This window comes from Saccharospirillaceae bacterium (assembly GCA_022448365.1).
Taxonomy (GTDB): domain Bacteria; phylum Pseudomonadota; class Gammaproteobacteria; order Pseudomonadales; family Oceanobacteraceae; genus Bacterioplanoides.
This window is the reverse complement of record JAKVCS010000003.1, coordinates 1,325,344-1,344,491: the sequence shown is the minus strand read 5'-3', so window position 1 is coordinate 1,344,491 and position 19,148 is coordinate 1,325,344. Positions and strand designations below refer to the sequence as shown.

14 protein-coding genes are annotated in these 19,148 nt (G+C 48.5%); 6 read left to right on the top strand and 8 right to left on the bottom strand.

Annotation, left to right across the window (positions count from 1 at the left end):
• Positions 1-7: 7 nt before the first annotated feature.
• Together MK185_09740 and MK185_09735 are read right to left on the bottom strand one after the other, a co-directional pair.
• On the bottom strand, positions 8-1,378 hold the full coding sequence (locus MK185_09740; GenBank protein MCH2040904.1) for a hypothetical protein: 1,371 nt from the start codon (positions 1,376-1,378) through the stop codon (positions 8-10).
• Between the two features lie 134 nt (positions 1,379-1,512).
• Positions 1,513-5,694: an EAL domain-containing protein gene (locus MK185_09735; protein ID MCH2040903.1), complete on the bottom strand. Its 4,182-nt coding sequence runs from the start codon at positions 5,692-5,694 to the stop codon at positions 1,513-1,515.
• 198 nt (positions 5,695-5,892) lie between these two features.
• Between MK185_09735 and ettA the strand changes: the two genes are divergently transcribed.
• The 3 genes from ettA (at position 5,893) to MK185_09720 (ending at position 8,894) form a co-directional block, all read left to right on the top strand.
• The gene (ettA, locus tag MK185_09730; GenBank protein MCH2040902.1) at positions 5,893-7,554 is read left to right on the top strand and encodes an energy-dependent translational throttle protein EttA; all 1,662 of its coding nucleotides are present in this window, start codon (positions 5,893-5,895) and stop codon (positions 7,552-7,554) included.
• A 250-nt stretch (positions 7,555-7,804) separates the two neighbouring features.
• Positions 7,805-8,161: a PilZ domain-containing protein gene (locus tag MK185_09725; GenBank protein MCH2040901.1), complete on the top strand. Its 357-nt coding sequence runs from the start codon at positions 7,805-7,807 to the stop codon at positions 8,159-8,161.
• A gap of 67 nt (positions 8,162-8,228) precedes the next feature.
• Positions 8,229-8,894, top strand: a complete 666-nt coding sequence (locus tag MK185_09720; protein ID MCH2040900.1) for a fumarylacetoacetate hydrolase family protein — start codon at positions 8,229-8,231, stop codon at positions 8,892-8,894.
• Here MK185_09720 and MK185_09715 read toward each other — a convergent pair.
• The 4 genes from MK185_09715 to MK185_09700 form a co-directional block, all read right to left on the bottom strand.
• The gene (locus MK185_09715; GenBank protein MCH2040899.1) at positions 8,887-9,780 is read right to left on the bottom strand and encodes an ABC transporter ATP-binding protein; all 894 of its coding nucleotides are present in this window, start codon (positions 9,778-9,780) and stop codon (positions 8,887-8,889) included. The two genes, MK185_09720 and MK185_09715, sit on opposite strands and share 8 nt — an antisense overlap.
• A complete protein-coding gene (locus tag MK185_09710) occupies positions 9,777-10,583 on the bottom strand; it encodes an ABC transporter permease subunit (GenBank protein ID MCH2040898.1) in 807 nt (268 codons plus the stop codon). The genes MK185_09715 and MK185_09710 overlap by 4 nt, the downstream gene beginning before the upstream one ends.
• 119 nt (positions 10,584-10,702) lie before the next feature.
• Entirely contained in the window at positions 10,703-11,425 is a 723-nt protein-coding gene (gene ssb / locus MK185_09705; protein MCH2040897.1) for a single-stranded DNA-binding protein, read from the bottom strand.
• Positions 11,409-12,791 carry an MFS transporter gene (locus MK185_09700; protein ID MCH2040896.1) on the bottom strand — a complete coding sequence of 461 codons (1,383 nt, stop codon included), beginning with the start codon at positions 12,789-12,791 and terminating at the stop codon, positions 11,409-11,411. The genes ssb and MK185_09700 overlap by 17 nt, the downstream gene beginning before the upstream one ends.
• Positions 12,792-13,079: 288 nt before the next feature.
• Between MK185_09700 and MK185_09695 the strand changes: the two genes are divergently transcribed.
• From MK185_09695 to MK185_09685, 3 genes are all read left to right on the top strand, one after another.
• Positions 13,080-13,760, top strand: coding sequence for a LuxR family transcriptional regulator (locus MK185_09695; protein ID MCH2040895.1), 681 nt, complete (start codon positions 13,080-13,082; stop codon positions 13,758-13,760).
• An 80-nt stretch (positions 13,761-13,840) separates the two neighbouring features.
• The gene (gene uvrA / locus MK185_09690; protein MCH2040894.1) at positions 13,841-16,675 is read left to right on the top strand and encodes an excinuclease ABC subunit UvrA; all 2,835 of its coding nucleotides are present in this window, start codon (positions 13,841-13,843) and stop codon (positions 16,673-16,675) included.
• Position 16,676: 1 nt separating this feature from the next.
• Positions 16,677-17,282, top strand: a complete 606-nt coding sequence (locus tag MK185_09685; GenBank protein MCH2040893.1) for a DTW domain-containing protein — start codon at positions 16,677-16,679, stop codon at positions 17,280-17,282.
• Between the two features lie 222 nt (positions 17,283-17,504).
• On the opposite strand, the gene MK185_09680 is transcribed toward MK185_09685, so the two are convergent.
• Together MK185_09680 and MK185_09675 are read right to left on the bottom strand one after the other, a co-directional pair.
• Positions 17,505-17,933: a phosphate ABC transporter substrate-binding protein gene (locus MK185_09680; GenBank protein ID MCH2040892.1), complete on the bottom strand. Its 429-nt coding sequence runs from the start codon at positions 17,931-17,933 to the stop codon at positions 17,505-17,507.
• Between the two features lie 11 nt (positions 17,934-17,944).
• Entirely contained in the window at positions 17,945-19,066 is a 1,122-nt protein-coding gene (locus MK185_09675) for a hypothetical protein (protein MCH2040891.1), read from the bottom strand.
• Between the last annotated feature and the right edge of the window lie 82 nt (positions 19,067-19,148).

Sequence of the window (19,148 nt, the reverse complement as noted above, 5' to 3'; positions counted from 1 at the left end):
TTTTTGTTTACAGGGAGTTGTAAGCATCACAGCCAAGGGCTTCAAATTCCTGCTGAGTGTAATACGTAACTTCAGGTAGAAACTCTGCCATTACTTGTGCTTCATCGCCGGGCGTTGCCGTTTGTTGTACGGTTTTATTGAAACCATTCATCGGCAGCATATTGCGGATAATCAGCAGGCCGTCGTTAATGCTGTTCTGCTTGCCTGGAATCAACGAAAAACCGTCACCACTTTCTGACCATTTCAGATATTCGATACCGCATTCTTTGGTAGCATTTTCAGGTCGATCCTGCTCCCAGCTGGTGACAATAGTGAACTTACCATCCGGATTAATGGTGATTTGTTCGTCGTATAAACATTGCGTCACTTTCTGCGAGTAATATTCATTCTGGCAGATCGACCAGTAACGCAGCTGCGCATCGTCGGTGTCAAAGGTATCTGTTCCCTCTAATGTTTGCGGAACTGCCGGAATTTTTCCCCGTATGACCGCAATGGGTTTAATACTGCGGTCAATAAAAGACGACATATATTGGTTGTCTAAATTTGCAAACCATCCCACCTGACGTTCTGGTTTTGCAACACCGGGAACGCCATAACAGCCGCCAAAGAAATTACAGGCGACGCTGTAAGTAAAATTATAAGCTGCTTGCCACACGGGTATTTCTTTTGCGGGGTTAAATTTTCGGGCGGCGTATTGCCCGGCGGGTACTAGCGGAATCTGTAGCAGATTGGGATCATTGTCCAGCTCATCGCAAAGTGCCTGGCCGGTCAGAGTTTCACCACTGTTTGCCAATGTAACTTCTGGCTCGGGTAATTTCACCCCTCCCGTCATTGACTTGCCATTGTCTGGTACATACACACGGTACAGTAAAACGGCTTGATCGTCAGTGGTGTGATCATAGAGCGTATTGGTCGCGCGCTCTGGTGGTGGTGAACCAGCGGCAATGGTCAACTGATAACCACGCTGCTCGGCATCACGTTGATTACCATTAACAAAAGGGTTTATGGCTCCCTGATTCGCAATGATGCTGCTATCGCTGATGGCGTCCATCGGCGCTGCGGCGCTGTTGTAGCTATTGAGAGACATATAACGTGCGAAAGGAAAGTCACCTTTGAGTTTCAGTGTTGCACCCTGTGGCAACTTATAGCGCGAACTCCAGTAGGTTGCGCCGGTATCCGGATAAGCAAAGTTGCTCTTCGGGTTTTCTATGGAATAAGGTCCCTGCCAGAAACAGCTGCTGGTGGCAAAAACCGGACTATCAACCTGGCTTTGGTTGTTGTTTGCATTGCTGCTGGAATTGTTATCATCGCTGCCGCATGCGGACAATAATGCAGTCGCCAGCACAAAATTGGCGATACAAAATGATTTTTTATTCATCGTGATTCCTGTATTTATTTTTATGGTCGGGAATCTGATGGTAGGGAAGCACGCTGTTTATACGGATTGCAAAACGGGTCAGAATACACTTTTACAGTCGCAATTCGGGTCATTGATACACATGATCGATGCGGTCATCCCGGATCATTCTCTGTTGTTGTCAGTTTCTGTAGGAATTCGGTTTCTGGTAAAGGTTTACTGAAATAAAAGCCCTGAACTTCCTCGCACTGTTCCTGTTGCAGGAATTGCAATTGCTCTTTGGTTTCTACGCCCTCTGCAATAACACCCAGGCCCAGATTATGGGCCATAGCAATGATGGTTCGGGTAATCTGAGCATCGTCAGAGTTATCGGGCAGGTTACGAATAAAACTCTGATCAATTTTCAGTGTATCGACGGTGAATTGTTTCAGATAGTTGAGCGATGAATATCCGGTACCAAAATCATCAATGGCGGTATGAACGCCGATATCGCGCAATGCTGCCAGCACGTCCAGCGTGTGCTCAAGATCATCAATCAGGATACTTTCGGTTAATTCCAACTCCAGCTGCCCGGGACGAATACCTGCTTTATTGATAGCGGTTTCGACAATCTGAATAAAGTCTAATTGTTTGAATTGACGTGCTGAGACATTTACGGCAATGCGTTCAATCTGAATGCCTTGTTTTTTCCAGGATGAAAATTTCAGGCACGCCTGTTCAAGCACCCATTGACCAATCGGAATAATCAGGCCGGTATCTTCAATAATCGGGATAAATACGCCCGGAGAAATTATGCCTTTGTTGTGGTGGTTCCAGCGCAGTAAAGCTTCCGCCCCGACCACCGTTGCGTTGTGGCTGAGATATTGTGGCTGGAAGAATAACTCCAGCTCTTCGCGCGTTAGTGCGTGACGTAAATCATTTTCCAGTTCCAGCAGTTCGACCGCTTTCTGATTCATCTTCTGATCAAAGAACTGCACATTATCACGGCCCAGTTCTTTGGCGTGATACATCGCCATATCTGCATTTTTAAGCAGTTCTGTCACACTATCGCCATCGTTAGGATATACCGAAATACCAATACTAGCGCTGATAAAAACTTCACGCTGACCGAGTTTAAATGGCTGATGTAAGGTATGCAAAATGCGCTCACCAACTTTAACTGCTGTGTCGGCGGCGGATTCACTGTCGCGTTGCGAGCTGATGGCTACAGTAAACTCGTCGCCACCCATACGGCAGACCAGGTCGTGCTTTTTAACGCAGTGACTTAAGCGACCAGCAACTTCTTTCAATACCTGGTCTCCGGCCGGGTGTCCCATGGAATCATTAATGGGTTTAAAGCGGTCGAGATCGATAAATAACAGCGCTGCCGACTGCTGATTCTGTTTCGCCTGTTCCACCATAATGGCCAGTTGTTCGTGCAGTTGGCTGCGATTTGGCAGGCCTGTCAGCGGATCAAAATACGCCAGTTTATGAATCCGCTCTTCAATGGCTTTGCGGTCACTGATGTCCGACATAATGATAATCAGACTTTGTACAACGCGGTTATGATCACGTATAGCACTGACACCCGCCCATCCAGTCCGGACTTCACCATCATCGCGCTGATAGAAGATTTCGCCTTGCCAATAGCCGTTATGTACTAATGCCTCACCGATTTCTTCAAAGAAATCAACGTCGTGTCGATCCTGTGAGATCAGAAAGTCTGGTGTCTGGCCAATAATGGTTTGCGGATCGTAGCCAGTGATTTTTTCGAACGCTTTATTGGTACTGGCAATATTCATCGAGCGATCGATAATTAAAATAGCTTCGTTGGAGTTTTCGAATACTTCGGCAGCCAGTTGCAATTCGCGTTCAAGTTGTCGTGCTTCAGTGACGTCGCGGGCGATACCGCTGATCCCTTGCAGTTCTCCCAGATCATTCCAGAGTAAACCGGCACGGATTTCGATTACAATTTCTTCACCAAACTTGCTGCTGGCTCTCATATCCTGGCGGATAACGACATTTTTCTCGGCCGCAGCGGTTGGGCTATGTAAAGCAATTTTAATGTGCTGACGCAGTGTCTTAAACAGCTTACGAATATCGCTGCGGCGGAAGACGACTAATACGCCACTACGCAACAATTCGTCCGGTTTATAGCCAAGCGTTTTTTCTACGGATGAACTGACAAAATTGAAATTCAGTTCAGCGTCGGTGGCCCAGATAATATCGGTCATATTTTCTGCAAGCAGACGATAACGACGTTCACTGTCGATAATACGTTCCTGGCGCTCAATATCCTCGGTTACGTCACGAGCGGTACCCACAATACTCTCTACCGCACCATCATCGCTGCGTGAAAAGCTGGTGCAGATAAAGTTCACCATCCGTACGCTGCCATCGGCATGGATAAAACGACCGCTGAATTCTGCTGTTTCACCATCTTCCAGTGTGGTCAGGTTTAACAGGTTTCGTTCCAGGTTTTCACTTTCACTGACATCAACCAACGATACCCAATTGTTGCAGGCGCTGTGATTTGCCGGGTAGCCCAGCATTTCTGCCAGAGAGCGGTTTCTGAATACCAGTCTTGGTTTATTACCCCCATCAGGTTCGACCACATAAACCAGATCGGGCATGGCATTCATAACCTTACTCCAGAAGGCCTCACGCTCGTAGGTTTCTTCAACAATCCGGTTACGCTCAGTCACATCCAGTAACGTCATTAACGCCAGTCCGTCGGTGCCGGAGCGCATGCTTAAGTGCGCCCAGACATGAAGGTTGTTCCCCTGAAAGGTTTGTAGTCGCAGTTCGAATTCCGTTGTGGTTAATTTCAGCAGGCGAGCACGTTCGATACCTTTATGAAATTCATGGGTGGTGTGAGCAATTAATTGACGGTATTCGCCCAGCAGCTGATTACGATCACGTGACTGGAATAAGGTAACGGCAGCCTCATTTGCATTGATTAAATACAGCTCACTCAGGTCACCTTGATAGCGTGACATATCTAACAGACAATGAGCGACGCCTGCTTCCTCGAATAGCGCTTTGTAGCGACTGCGGCTTTCCGTAAGTGCCTGGGTTGCGGTGACGGACTCTGTGATATCACGCAGCAACCAGACCACACCTTCAATGGTATTGCCGTTATAAAGTGGATTGTAGCTTTGCCCGAAAATACGCTGCTCAGTGCCAAAATCAGCGACCAGATGATATTGGCTGTCACGCGGTTGATTCGGGTTAGCAGCCAGGTTGTTATAGTCCTGATTCCACAGTGCTTTACTATCAGGCCAGACATCTTGCAACAGTAAGCCCTGATATTCATGACTGCCATTTTCGCGAAATAAAGCGGCGGCTTTAGGGTTAGCGTAGTTGATCCGTCCATATTCATCGGTGGAGATCAATGCTTCATCGATCGACATTAATGCCTTATCAGCACGACGCTCGGTTTCACGACGAATAGATTCCAGCTGCAGCGATTTTTCTTCAGTACGGCGCAGGTAACTCCAAAGCAAGAAGGCCAGCGTTGCGAAAATGGCCATGGTCAGCAGTGGCTGACTGAGATACTGCAAGAGAATGGCTTGGCGTTGCTGTGGCTCAGGCAACGCGATGATATCCCAGGGGGTATAAGCCAGTTCAGCGCGCGCCAGAATGCGCTGCTTTTCTTCATCCCGTAAACTCGGCTGGGCGTCCGAATCGGCGTAATAAAGTTCCCGGATCGAGATCTGCTCGCTGATGCGTTCGATAATGGCTAACTCAAAGCCTGGGAAATTACCCTGAAAAACAATATTTGACAGTTTACTGTAGGAGCGGCGTATCACCAGTTTGTAGGAGCGATTATCCATTTCGAAACGGGTAAAAATGTAATAACCACCGCGACTGCCATAACGTAAGGAGAAAACCCCGTCCGGGCCAATATCGGGTTGTGTGCGATTACTGATTTCGGCGATTTCATTACGATTGAGCAGTTCGCCGTAATGTCGCTGATATTGGCCATCTTGGCTGTATACGAAAAAGCCTGTGATGTTGAAAAACGCGCTGAGCATATCCTGCCACAACAACTCATCGTTATCCGGAGTTGGTGCGTTTAAAAATGCAGACAGCTGCAGAGTGTGGCTGTTGGTAAAGACTTTGTTGGCATGCAAACCAGCCTGTGCCAATAAACCGGCCTGGTCTGCGTAGTTATTAACCGTTTGTGTCAGGCTATCAGCAAAACGTTGCTGTTCTTTTTGCCACTGGCTGTAGGCATTGTGTAATAACACAATAACCAGGAAGGCGGAGCTGAGTAAAAACAAAAGGAAATTCAAGCTGCCGGACGAGTGCTTGATGATTTTGTTATAAGAGGCGTCTGGTGCAGAGAAGTCCATCAACGTCAGGTTCTTACCGATAGTAGTCTGTCCACAGTATAGACACCTATTTTAGGAACGCGTAGCTCGGTATTGTATCGGTTAAGTTATCAAAAAGCTGGCGTATTGTAATAATGATCACAGGATTGCATTGCCAAAAGCGGCGCTTTTCAGTAGCGTGCGCCGTTATTCTTTCAGATTATTTATCAGGTAAACCAGATGGCTCAATACGTATTTACCATGAACCGTTTAGGCAAGATTGTGCCGCCTAAGCGCCAGATTCTGCGTGATATCTCTCTTTCCTTTTTTCCAGGTGCCAAGATTGGTGTTTTGGGTCTGAATGGTGCGGGTAAATCCACTTTGCTGCGTATCATGGCCGGTGTTGATACCGATTTTATCGGTGAAGCGCGGCCGCAACCGGAGTTAAATGTCGGCTACCTGCCGCAGGAGCCGGAGCTGGATCCAAATAAAGACGTCAAAGGTAATGTTGAAGACGGTTTGTCTGAATTGATGAACGCCAAAGCGGAGCTGGATGCTGTGTATGCGGCCTATGCCGAACCGGACGCTGACTTCGATGCCTTGGCAAAGAAGCAAGGTCGTTTAGAAGCCATTATCGAGACCGCGGGCGGTCACGATGTTGAGCGTCATATGGAAATTGCAGCTGATGCGTTGCGTCTACCGCCATGGGACGCGGATGTGACTAAGTTATCCGGTGGTGAGCGCCGGCGTGTGGCGTTATGCCGTTTGTTGATGTCTAAACCGGATATGTTGCTGTTGGACGAACCAACGAACCACTTGGATGCGGAATCGGTGGGTTGGCTGGAAAAGTTCCTGGAAGAATATCCAGGTACCGTGGTAGCGATTACCCACGACCGTTACTTCCTTGATAACTGTGCTGAGTGGATTCTGGAACTTGATCGTGGTCATGGTATTCCGTACCAGGGCAACTACACCTCCTGGTTGGAACAGAAAGAAAAGCGTTTAGAGCAAGAGAAGAAACAGGAAGAAGCACATGCTCGCGCGGTAAAACACGAACTGGAGTGGGTTCGTCAGGGCGCCAAAGGTCGTCAGTCGAAGAGCAAAGCGCGTTTGGCGGCGTTTGAAGAAATGAACTCGCGTGAATTCCAGACCCGTAACGAAACCAACGAAATTTATATCCCACCAGGTCCACGCCTGGGTGACAAGGTGATCGAATTCCATAACGTGACCAAGTCATTTGGCGATCGCGTGCTGATCGATGATCTGAGCTTTGCCGTTCCAGCGGGAGCTATTGTCGGTATCGTGGGTGGTAACGGCGCTGGTAAATCGACGCTGTTCCGTATGATTGCCGGCACTGAGCAACCGGATTCCGGTAACGTGGTCATGGGCGAAACTGTAAATCTTGCATTTGTTGAGCAGTTGCGTGATGAGCTGGACGACACAAAGACCGTCTGGGAAGCCATTTCCGATGGCCACGATATGCTGAACATCAACGGCAAAGAATATCCGAGTCGTTCTTACATTGGTCGTTTTAACTTTAAGGGTGGCGATCAACAAAAACGCGTGGGTGATCTGTCTGGTGGTGAACGTGGTCGTCTGCAGCTGGCTTACACGCTGAAGCAGGGCGCTAACGTATTGCTGTTGGACGAACCGTCCAACGACCTTGATGTTGAAACCTTACGAGCTCTGGAAGAAGCGGTGTTAGCCTTCCCGGGTTCTGTGATGGTGGTATCCCATGACCGTTGGTTCCTGGATCGTATTGCGACACACATCATGGCGTATGAGGGGGATTCGAAGGTCACTTTCTTTGAAGGTAATTACACCGAATACGAAGCGGACCGTAAGAAACGCCTCGGCAACGAAGCTCAGCCTAAGCGTATGAAGTACAAGCGTCTGGCGTAAGCCGTGTAATCTGTGTTGCAGGTTAAGCACAAAGAAACATTTGAGTATCGGTTATTTTTCCAAAGCAGCGGTGGCACGCCGCGTCAGGATCTAAGGTCATGGATGGCCTACAGATCCGGCGATAGAAAAATAACCGGTACTTAAATGATAAATAGCTCTAATTATCTCCCTCCAATACATAACACTCGTTTGCTAATTCCCTTAAATCAGCTAAACCTAAGTCAGAGGTATCAGTTGAGAGTTTATTTCCATGGAGCAGCGCCAGTTTAAGCGTGTTCACTTCTTTCAGCGTGTTCAGGTGATCACCCATGAGCAGCGCCTGGAAACCCATTGTCTGGACATCAGCCTGCGCGGCATTTTGTTGGTACGTCCCGAGGGAGTTAACTGGCACCTTGAGCAAACCGTGCGAGTGAGTCTGATATTGTCAGAAAACGAAACCATTCAGATGGAAGGCTCGCTGGTTCATATTGATGATGACGTTGTTGGTTTTGCATCTGATTCGATGGACCTTGATAGTATGACAACCTTGCGCCGCTTACTGGAATACAACCTGGAAGATCCGGCTGAGATGAATCGCGAGCTGGGTGAACTGATTCGTAACCACTGATGCCTCCATCACCGCCAAACGAAAAATGGATAGGTTATACTGCAGCCTCAATTTTTCGGGGGCTGTTATGACCGCTGTATTTTCTCCTGTAATCCGTGACGCTCAGTCCGGACCGACCATTGGCAAAGTTGTGTGTGTCGGGCGAAATTACGCCGAACACGCCAAAGAGCTGAACAATCCCATTCCTGCTCAACCCATTCTGTTTATGAAGCCCGTCAGTTCCGTTGTTGATATGGGCGAGACACTGAATATTCCAGTGGATCAGGGCAGTGTGCACCACGAACTGGAAATTGCGTTATTAATTGGGGAAACGCTGAGCCAGGCGGATGAGCAGCAGGCGGAGAAGTCGATTCAGGCGGTTGGTCTGGGTTTGGATTTAACCCTTCGTGATGTGCAGGCGCAGTTAAAAGATAAAGGTCATCCTTGGGAGCGCGCCAAAGCATTTGACGGTGCCTGCCCGATTTCCGAATTTGTCAGTGTCGATCAAATCAGCGACTGGAAAAACCTTTCATTGCAGTTAATCCGTAATGGCAAGTTGCAGCAGGATGGTAACAGCCGTGACATGTTATTTCCGATCCTACCCTTACTAGCCCATATCAGTCAGAGCTTTACCCTGAATCCCGGCGACATCGTATTAACCGGTACACCGGCGGGAGTAGGCCCGCTGGAAAGCGGTGACCAGTTGACCGCACGTCTCGCGGATATGATCGAAGTCACTACCTCCGTTAGCTGAACAACTGCTGTTCTAGCGAGCGACCATGGCTGAGCTGGCGATAACCCAGTTGGTGTTCGGCCAGTAACTGCAGCAGGTGCTGGTCGACAATGGGATTGAGCGCTGCGTCGTAATCAATGAAGATTTCTTCGTGTTTGGCGCTTACCTGTTGCACACCGGATAACTGTCCTATTGCCGTGATGATCTGATGATTTTCCTGCCACAAGCGTAATGTGATATTGCCCTGAGCCTGCTGCTCAATATTCTGATCCAGCCGCAAGCGACCTTGTTCCAGAAACAGCACTTGGTTACATAACCGTTCCAGCTCATTCAGGTTGTGGGAACTGATGACAAAGGTGGTTTGATCCGACAAGTCGCGGATCACCTCGCGAATATTACGCGCATTCTCCGGGTCCAGTCCGGCCGTCGGTTCATCCAATAACACCAGTTGCGGGCTACCAATTAATGCCTGGGCGATACTCAATCGTTTACGCATTCCATGGCTAAGTGCCGTAGGCAGTGTATTTTGTTTATCCTTCAGGCCCATTAATTCCAGCACCCGCAGACATTCATGGTTGGCTGCTTTGCGGTCAAAACCCTGTAGCCGGGCAAAAAACACCAATTGCTCCAGTAGGGTTAAATCCGGGTCGAACAATGCATCCTGAGGTAAGGCTCCCAGCTTGCCGGATAATGTGGCGGCTATGGGTGTCTCACCAAAGATTTCCACGTCTCCGGCGGAGGCATTTTGATAGCCGCATAAAATACTGAACAGCGTGCTTTTGCCAGCGCCGTTCGGGCCAACCAAAGCCACCGGGTTACCGGCAGATATTTCGAAGGAGACATCGTCCAGCGCTTTGGTTGCGCCATACGATTTGCACAGATTCTGGCAACGAATTAATACCGTCATACACTTTGTCTCCGAAACAGCAGATAACCGACGATCATAAATACCAGGCTTTGTGCGATCGGGTAAGCGAGTAAATCCCAGGTATCCGGTGGCAGATTATTCAGCATCTGTGACAACTGATTGCCCGGCACTAACAACGCCAGATAGTCCAGCCCCGGTACTTTGGTGCCTAACCAGCGAAACACACTTTCACCAAACGCAAACAACAACATGGCGATGATGGTAGCTGTACGGACTTTATTCAGCAGTACCGATAGCAGAGACATCAGCGCAATAAAAGGCATCACAATAATCAATAACTGGACACCAGTAATGAGCAGTGTGTGACTGTGGACCACAATGAACCCGGAGTCGCCAGTGCGCAGAACTCCCATCATCGACGCGGAAAAAATGGTCGCGATAATTAACAGCAGCTGGATGATAAGTTGCCCGGCAAAACGACCAAAAAATAATTCGTCCCGCTTGGCGCGCAATAATAAAAAACGCAGACCTCCACGCAGCCGTTCACTGATCATTTGATCGGCCGCCACCAGAATGGCGAAGGGTGGTAGTACGTAAAGCGCCAGCGCCCAGTAGGCGCCCAGTTCTGGCAATACCCAGTTTGCCAGGTTGTCCAGACCCACAGCACTTACAATACCTTCCACCGGACTGGTTGGATCAGAGAAGGCTTCGGCACTTTTACGGATTGGGTAATACAGGAATAAAATCCAGATTCCGAGACTGGCCAATAAACCGAAGGTACCTGCTCGCGTTTGCAGTGGTTTCACAATCTGTTGCTGAATAATCAGCTGCCAGGATGACATGATGACCTCTCGGGTTCCGTTAAGATGGACGTATTATGTCTTGGCTGGTGGTGAAGAAAAAGCCCCGGCCGGAGAACACCGGTCGGGGCTTTTAAAACGCCATATTTCTCAGGTAGACATCAGAATGGGATGTCGTCGTCAAAGTCGTCGAAGCTGTTATTTGGTTGGGGTGCTGATTGTGGCGCCTGTTGCGGTGCTGGCTGTTGGTAACCACCTTGCTGCGGAGCTGCCTGATGTGGTGCCGCAGCGGGTCGTTGTTGTGGCGACGCCTGAGGTGCTTGCTGTGGCGCCATGCCCGGTTGTTGATAACCGCCTGCTGGATTCATTGGCTGCTGGGCTGCCTGCTGTGGCGCTGGTTGTTGATAGCCCGCTTGCTGAGGCGCCTGTTGTTGCGTCTGTTGTGGCGCGGCTGTCATACCGGCCATCGGTGCTGCTCCCTGATTCATCATCTGACCGGCAGACTGGAAACCACCGGCAGGTGCACCCATGCCACCGCCCATATTATCGCCACGACTGTCGAGCATCAGCATGTCGTTGGCAATGATTTCCGTGGTGTAGCGTTTGACACCGTCTTTCTCCCACTCGCGGGTACGCAGCTTTCCCTCGAAGTAGGCTTTGGAACCCTTTTTCAGATACTGCTGCACAATTTCAGCCAGCTTGCCGTACACAGTGATGCGGTGCCATTCTGTTTGTTCAACTTTCTGGCCGCTTTGTTTGTCGTTGTAGCTTTCGTCAGTTGCCAATGACAGATTGGCAACGGCATTGCCGTTTGGCATAAAACGAACTTCAGGGTCACGACCCAGAGTACCGATAAGTGTCACTTTATTAAGGCTGCGACCCATGCTGTTCTCCGTTTTCAGAATTAATGATGGCTGAGGCCTGATTCATATCAAAGGCTTCAGCGCTGACTTTTAAATAAATGGCGCCTTCACTGGCAAGCAGACTGACCTCAGAAACACCGGTCAGTGCCGTAAGTTGTTTAAGTTGTCGTTCGCTGGTTGTGTTTCTCACCGCCATGCGCACGCTGGTCAGATGTTGTGGCGGTGATGTGAGCCAGATAATCACCGCCCAAATTATCATCAATAATGCGAGGCCGACAAACAGGATTTCCCTGTCAAAATCAGCCAGTATCCAGCCACCCAGACTACCGCCAACAAAGGCACCGAGAAACTGCATGCTGGAATAAATACCCATAGCGCTGCCTTTGGCACCGGCAGGAGCTACCTTACTCAACCACGATGGCAGACTGGCTTCCATCAAATTAAAGCCCCAGAAATAGAGCAGCAGCAATACTACCCAGTGCCACAGACTGTTGGCCATGCTCATCAGAAACAGCGTCAGAGCAATCACGCCAGCACCTGTCAGCACCACGCTTTTCATCTTGCGGCGTTTCTCGGCCACAATGATAAAAGGCACCATCAGAATAAATGCTACAACCAGAACCGGCAGATACACCCAGCTGTGTTGCTCCGCTGCCAGGCCTTGTTGTTTCAGTTGCAGCGGAATGGCAACAAAAATAGCCACCATCAGTGCGTGAAGAATGAAAATGCCGATATTGAGGGGCCAGAGTTGGCGGTTACTCAGTTGCTTTCTGACCTCACTGAGTACCGCACTGGAGTCACGGTGCACCAGCTGAGCCGGGTTAGGAATAGCAAATACAGTGACGAATACACCGCCAATGGCCAGAATGGCAGTAATAAAGAAAATGGTGCTCAAGCCACCGATACTGGCCAGCCAGGGACCCAGAACCAACGCAACGGAGAAGGACAAACCGATGCTGGCACCAATAGACGCCATGGCTTTCATGCGGTTTTCTTCGCGGGTCAGATCGGTAACCAGCGCCATAATGGCACTGGCTATGGCACCACCCCCTTGCAGTGCGCGGCCAATGATAACGCCATAAACACTGTCTGCGTTGGCGGCAATCAGGCTACCTGCGGCAAAGACAATTAGTCCGCCAATAATCACAGGTTTTCGACCGATACGGTCCGACAAACTGCCTGCCGGAATCTGTAGCAGCGCCTGAGTCAGGCCATAAATCCCCATCGCCAGGCCCAATAGCTCGGGTGTGGCCCCTTCAAGTTTCTGACCGTCGAGCATCATCACTGGCAGCACCATAAACAGACCGAGCATGCGCAAAGCATACAAGGATGCCAGCGACACAACGGCGCGTTGCTCTGAGGATGATAGTGCTGCTGCTTGGGTCAAAACAGTTCGGCTCTGTGACGGATTGAAAAAGGGCGATAGTGTACCAGCTCAGGGCGGATTTGATTAGCCATTAACAAGGGAATCGGAAGACATTCGAAATTGATGCTGCCTAAAGCCTCAAACCGGCCGGACTTAATGCATCAAATTGCGTAGAAAGTACTAAAAAAATTGCCGTCTCCGAGTAGCAATTTATGTCAGATTGCGTACACTCGAAGCCTTCTGGTGGTGGATAACCAGAAGCATGGAGCATCACGAGTTAACGGATACACTACTACAAGGAGTTCACTTATGGAAAAGACGAACACTGTCCCTGGCCGCCGTATTATCCTGTTTGGCCAGCAGAATCTGCAAAACTCAATACTCATCGGCTTTATTCATCAACGTACTAATATCGACTGTCAGCTGGTTAACCAGCCCCAGTGGCGTGAAGAATGGAACTCCTATCCGTGTAAGACCCTGGCATTGATTGATGCTGAAAGTGCGCGTCCCGAGAAAATCCAGGAGTTGTTGGAGGCGATCTACGAACAACCGATGGATGTCATGGTTGCCTTCTTCAATACGCCTCGCGGTCACGCGATGGAGCGTATGATTGTCTGGCCGATGGTAAACGGTCTTTTCTACCGTGATTCTTCACAACAGCAGCTGAGTAAAGGCATTCAGGGTATGTTTGCTGGTGAGTACTGGCTGCCGAGACAATTAATGGCACATTATCTGGAACGTACTCGTCACAAGCCACGCCGTATGTCGGCCCATGCTGCCTTGTTGACTAAGCGCGAAAAACAGATTCTGAAGCTGACGGCGACCGGTGCAACTAACACGGAAATTGCCGAACAGCTGAATGTGAGTATGCACACCGTGAAAACTCATATTTACAATCTGTTCAAAAAGATTGGTGCCAGTAATCGCATCCAGGCCGTCAACTGGGCGCAGGAGAATATGGACGAGCTGTTGCATGAGATGGCGGAATAAAGCCCGTTTTTGCTACTGATCCAACCTGATAGTTAGCTTACAATAGCGACTTTCTCTCAAATAGATGTGAAAGCCGTTTTATGGATAAGATTCAGGTTCGCGGTGCTCGTACCCATAACCTCAAGAATGTTGATCTAGACATTCCGCGCGATAAGCTCATTGTTATTACCGGATTAAGTGGTTCCGGTAAGTCTTCCTTGGCATTTGATACGTTATACGCCGAAGGTCAGCGCCGCTACGTTGAGTCCTTATCAACTTATGCGCGCCAGTTTTTATCCATGATGGAAAAACCGGAAGTCGATCTGATTGAAGGGCTTTCTCCAGCGATTTCGATTGAACAGAAATCGACTTCACATAATCCCCGTTCGACGGTCGGCACAGTCACTGAAATCTACGATTATCTACGCCTTCTGTTTGCCCGAGTCGGAACTCCGCGTTGCCCTGATCATGACGTTGCACTGGAAGCGCAAACCATCAGTCAGATGGTTGACTCGATCATGGATTTGCCGGAAGGCAGTAAGTATATGATTCTCGCTCCCGTTGTTCGTGATCGTAAGGGTGAGCATCTGCACGTATTCGAGAGTTTACGTTCACAGGGGTTTATCCGTGCCCGCATTGATGGCCTGGTGTGTGATCTGGATGATGTTCCGGAATTGGATAAGCGTAAAAAACACAGCATCGAAGTGGTGGTTGACCGCTTTAAGATCAAAGACGGCATTGAGCAGCGCTTATCCGAGTCATTGGAAACCTGTATTGAACTCAGCGGTGGTCTGGCGTTGGCAGCGTCTATGGACGACGAAAAAACGGAACCACTGTTGTTTTCATCACAATTCTCGTGCCCGCACTGTGGTTACAGTTTGTCTGAACTGGAGCCTCGTTTGTTTTCATTCAACAACCCAGCAGGTGCTTGTCAGAGCTGTGATGGCCTGGGTGTTAAACAGTATTTTGATCCGGATTTGGTGGTATTGGATCCCAGTCTCACGGTTGCAGAAGGTGCGATCCGTGGTTGGGATCGCCGCAGTGTTTACTATTTTCAGATGATTACGTCGGTGGCAGAACACTTCGGTTTCGATATCGATAAGCCGTTTAATAAACTGACGAAAAAACAACAGAAAATTCTGCTGGAAGGTTCGGGCGATGAAGAGGTTCGCTTTAATTACGTAAATTCCCGCGGCGATCAGATATTTAAAGAACATGTATTTGAAGGTGTGCTGCCCAACCTTGAACGTCGTTATCGTGAAACAGACTCGCAGATGGTACGCGAAGAGCTGTCCAAATATTTAAGCGTTCAGCCGTGTCCTTCGTGTAATGGATCGCGTCTTCGTACCGAGGCGCGTCATGTTTTTGTTGGTGATAAAACCATTCACGCCTGTACTGCGATGCCAGTGGAAGAAGCTCATGAATATTTCGCGGGCCTGCATTTGGATGGTCATCGTGGTGAAATTGCTGAAAAAATTCTGAAAGAAATCCGGGAACGTTTGCAGTTTTTGGTTAATGTTGGTCTTGAATATCTTACGCTGAATCGCAGCTCGGATACATTGTCTGGTGGTGAAGCTCAGCGTATTCGCTTGGCATCGCAAATTGGAGCGGGCCTGGTCGGGGTAATGTATATCCTTGATGAGCCATCCATTGGGTTACACCAACGCGATAACGATCGCTTGTTGAAAACTTTGTTTCATTTGCGGGATCTTGGTAATACGGTGATTGTGGTCGAGCACGATGAAGATGCGATTCGCAGTGCTGATCATTTAATTGATATTGGTCCAGGAGCGGGTGTTCATGGTGGTCAGGTCATTGCACAGGGAACACCAAAGCAGGTTATTAAAAATAATGCTTCCGTTACTGCTCAGTACTTATCCGGTAAAAAGCAAATTGAAGTACCCAATGAGCGCACTCCCTACGACAGCAATAAAGTTCTGACATTAACCGGCGCAACCGGCAATAACCTCAATAATGTTGATTTAACTATCCCGCTGGGTTTAATGACTTGTGTTACCGGTGTTTCCGGTTCTGGTAAATCAACGTTAATTAACCGTACTTTGTACCCTCTGGCGGCAACAGCCTTAAACGGTGCTACCACGTTAAAGGCTTCAGACTATGAATCAATTGATGGCCTGAAGCAGCTGGATAAAGTAGTGGATATTGATCAGAGTCCGATTGGTCGAACGCCTCGTTCTAATCCGGCAACGTACACAGGAATTTTCACTCCGGTGCGTGAGTTATTCGCCGGAACTCAGGAAGCGCGCTCCCGTGGCTATAAAGCCGGACGTTTTTCGTTTAACGTAAAGGGCGGTCGCTGTGAAGCCTGTCAGGGTGATGGTGTTATTAAAGTTGAAATGCATTTCCTGGCGGATATTTATGTGCCGTGTGATGTGTGTAAAGGCAAGCGCTATAATCGGGAAACACTGGATATTCGCTATAAGGGTAAAAATATCCACGAAGTTCTGGATATGACGGTAGAAGATGCACGTACTTTCTTTGATGCGATTCCAGCGGTTGCACGCAAATTACAGACTTTGATGGATGTTGGTTTGAGTTATATCAAACTTGGTCAGGCGGCGACCACGTTGTCCGGCGGTGAAGCCCAGCGTGTGAAGCTGGCGAAAGAACTGTCCAAGCGTGACACCGGCTCTACCCTGTATATTCTTGATGAGCCGACCACGGGTTTGCACTTCCATGATATTGAGCAGTTACTGGCGGTATTGCATCGTTTGCGTGATCACGGCAATACGATTGTTGTGATTGAGCATAATCTCGATGTGATTAAAACCGCTGACTGGATTGTTGACTTAGGGCCCGAGGGGGGCTCGAAAGGTGGCTACATTATCGCCGAAGGTACTCCCGAGAAGGTTGTAAAAGAAAAAGCTTCGCACACAGGTCATTTTTTGAAACCTTTGCTGGCTGCGAAAAATTAAGATGGAATCCGGTGAAAAACGGGCGCTGTGCACAAAATGCAACAGGCCCGTCAAAGTCTGTATTTGTGATGCTTTAGTTGAAATAGAGGTACCGCTTGAGCTGATTATCTGGCAAGACCCAACGGAAGCAAAACATAGACTTTCGACTGCACCTTTATTGCATCTGAGTATCAAAAACAGCCGTTTATTGGTAGCGGATGAGTTAAGTCCGGAAGATGTGTTTAACGTTTCGGACTTATCTCAATGCGCCTTGTTGTATCCGCTGGAGAACGGTCAACAATTACAGGCTGATCAGCAAAGCCAGGTAAAAAAGCTACTGGTGTTGGATGGTACCTGGAAAAAGGTACGACGGTTATTTCATCTCAATCCCTGGCTGAAAACTCTGCCTTACATTCAGATAATGCCAGAGTCATTAAGTCGCTATACGATTCGGAAATCACCCCGTTCAGATGGGTTATCTACCATCGAAGCGGCTGTTACCGCATTGAATATGATTGACAGCAGCAGGGATTATCAGTCAGTTCTTAATGTTTTGGATCGGATGGTAGAATTACAACAACAATATACATCTGCGCAACGCAATTGTTCCCGAAATAACGTTCCATGACTCCGTATATGGGATAGCTATTTCTATTGATAATAACCAACTCTTAGACTTTCTTTCAGGGTCAAAAATTGGCCGGTCTAATTAAGGCATAATCCGGGTGGGATGCCATGGACTGAGCTTGTGAGACACGCGTGGTGCGCTGAGGGTATTACTCAATAAACTGCCATAAAAAAACCTCCGGCATCAATATGGCGGAGGCTTTCTATCAGTTCACAATATTTTTCAGAATTTATGAATCACTTTTACGGAACCATCCACGACTGAGCTATCAACATAGCCAATCAGATTCGGGTTATTCGCTACCAGATCCTTCACCGCTGCATCATCACCGGATTCTTTCGGAGGTGTGCCTTTACCGGTAAAAATTAATCGTGACCAGTAAGCTTTGAGCTGACTTGAGCTTTTTCCCAGAACGGTACTATTAAAGGCTTCACGGCTCGCAGTGCCTGCATTCTGATCAACCGGAACTGCTTGGCTACCATCTGGGAAGTTTTTACTTTTGCCCAGAAAAACCCGGGCAATTGTATCCTGATCCAGATTTGCATTGCCATTACTGGCACTGACAATAACGGATACTTCGGCACTTGTAATACTGGCGATAAAGACTGCGGAAATGGCCAGCGTTTTAAGGAACGTATTGACTAATTTCATAGGGATTCTCCTTAAAATACCAGATCAACAGCAACACTATACAGCATGGCAGACTCGCCATCCTTCCCAAGCCTCAGCTTCTCATCTACGTACTGCGCTTCGACTTTAAAGGCTGTACCTGCATCGTAGTCGAAGCGAGCGCCCAGAATAATGCCGCTCTCTTCACCACGTAGGCTATTTTGCAGTGTCCCGATCGTACCTGATCTCTTCTCACCTTTATTTGAAGTGTAGGTGAGATGCATCGTTGTATCATCAAAGCGTTGTGCCAGACTGACCAGATAAGCGGTATCGTCCAGGAAAAGCTCAGTTTCATGATCCAGAGAAGTCCATTCAGTAATGAAGGATGTCGATCCATTGTCGTAGGTAACGGCGGCTTCGTAGAATTTAGCCGTGTCGCCGTCAGGCATAAACTCATCCGACAAACCGCTAGCCGCAGCGCCTGCGACCAGCATCTCGAGTGGGTCACCTGTGGGGTTTGCCGCCAGATCAGGCAGGTACAGATCAGCTTGGTGATAGCTTAGCCGTGCACCCCAGTTACCCTGGCTCAGATTCAATACCGCCCCAGTAAAGTTTCGCAGTTCAATTTCAAAAGATTTCTTGACAGGGGCAAACGAGCCATTAAAGCGTCCGTAATACACCTGAACAGAGCCATCTATAGAGCCTGAGCTGAAGCTGCGTGTCAGGTCGATACCGTTCACTGACGAGAAAACATCCAGTCTCGAATATACTTCGCTTGGTGGTCTTACCCAGTTGTAGGCGTAACCCACCTCAAGAAAATCCGAGTAGTAAAAGAAAGGAGAACGGAGGCGCCCGATGCGCAGATCGGTATTTTCATCAGCAGAGTAGGTTACATAGGCCCAGGAATTCTCGGTCTTATAGTCCTCTGAACCCCGAGCAACAAATTGTGTTGTCGCAGAGGTTGAATCATTTACCTGCTTGCTGACTTGCAAAGCGACGGTAGTGTCCTGATTAAAAGAGAGGTCATCATCATAACCGGCTGAGGTAACATCTTTGTTGGTGAGCACACCTGCTCCGACACTCATAAATCCGTTTATGTTCAGATCATTTGCAAAAGCTGTCTGGCTACTGGCCAGCATAACCGCTGCGAATAGCGGTCCTTTGCGATTTATCATGGAATAAACCCTCACTTGTTTGGTTTAGTAGAACTGTAGTAAAGGTCGAAAATAGTGCAAATAATTACGGTATTATTTATCA